We start from the raw sequence: 812 nt of genomic DNA, 5'->3' as shown, positions 1-812 counted from the left end.
GGTAAGGTAACACCAGCAACACCAGAAACCGAAAAACCAGGTAAGATTGAAATTACTCAACAACCAAATGGTGATGCAGTAGTAACACCGAAGAAACCAGATGGCTCAACATACCCACCAAAAACTACGGTAGAAATTCCAGGTGAAAATGGTCCAATCACTGTTGAAATCGGTAAAGACGGTTCAGGTAAAGTACCAAATGACAATCTTCCTAAGAAAGCTGTCCCAGGTACAGGAACAGTAACCGAACCGAATAAGAAACCATCACAACCGGTGAATGTAACAACACCAGGTAAGGTAACACCAGCAACACCAGAAACCGAAAAACCAGGTAAGATTGAAATTACTCAACAACCAAATGGTGATGCAGTAGTAACACCGAAGAAACCAGATGGCTCAACATACCCACCAAAAACTACGGTAGAAATCCCAGGTGAAAATGGTCCAATCACTGTTGAAATCGGTAAAGACGGTTCAGGTAAAGTACCAAATGACAAACTTCCTAAGAAAGATGTCCCAGGTACAGGTAAGATCACAGAACCAGGTAAACCAGCAGTTGAAGTTCCAGTAACAACCCCAGGTAAGGTAACACCAAATACCCCAACAACTGAAAAACCAGGTAAGATTGAAATTACACGCAAACCAAATGGTGATGCAGTCGTAACGCCTAAGAAACCAGATGGTTCAACTTACCCATCAGGCAGCAAGGTAGAAATTCCAGGAGAAAATGGAACAACAATCCCAGTAACAATTGGTGACAATGGTTCAGGTGAAGTACCAAATGACAAGCTTCCTAAGAAAGATGTCCCAGG

At 42.5% G+C, this 812-nt stretch carries 1 pseudogene; it reads left to right on the top strand.

Annotated elements, in window-relative coordinates:
• Positions 1–812: pseudogene (locus QM450_RS10565) on the top strand (hypothetical protein); the annotation flags it as partial.

The organism is Streptococcus infantis, from assembly GCF_047464615.1.
Classification (GTDB): Bacteria; Bacillota; Bacilli; order Lactobacillales; family Streptococcaceae; genus Streptococcus; species Streptococcus infantis_Y.
The sequence above is the reverse complement of the archived record's forward strand: the minus strand, read 5'-3'. Positions and strand labels throughout refer to the sequence as shown.